Here is a 354-nt window from a genome sequence, read left to right as displayed (position 1 = left end):
AGCCGTATCGACTTCCGCCTGAGCAGCCGCTACGTCGATGAACAGGCCAAAGACCTCGACGACGCGCTGGCCCGCATCGCCAAATACACCAAAGAAGGCAAGGCGATCTCCATCGCACTGCTGGGCAACGCCGCGGAAATCCTGCCGGAGCTGGTCAAGCGCGGTGTGCGCCCGGACATGGTTACCGACCAGACCAGCGCCCACGACCCGCTCAACGGCTACCTGCCAGCCGGCTGGAGCTGGGAGCAGTATCGCGATCGCGCTGTCACTGATCCGGCGATGGTGATCAAGGCTGCCAAACAATCGATGGCTGTCCATGTCCAGGCCATGCTGGACTTCCAGAAGCAAGGCATC

General features: G+C 62.4%; 1 pseudogene. It reads left to right on the top strand.

Annotated elements, in window-relative coordinates:
- Positions 1–354 (top strand): annotated as a pseudogene (locus tag NPS56_RS31090) (urocanate hydratase); the annotation flags it as partial.

The sequence above is a fragment of the Pseudomonas putida genome, from assembly GCF_028682635.1.
Lineage (GTDB): Bacteria > Pseudomonadota > Gammaproteobacteria > Pseudomonadales > Pseudomonadaceae > Aquipseudomonas > Aquipseudomonas putida_AE.
The sequence above is the reverse complement of the archived record's forward strand: the minus strand, read 5'-3'. Positions and strand labels throughout refer to the sequence as shown.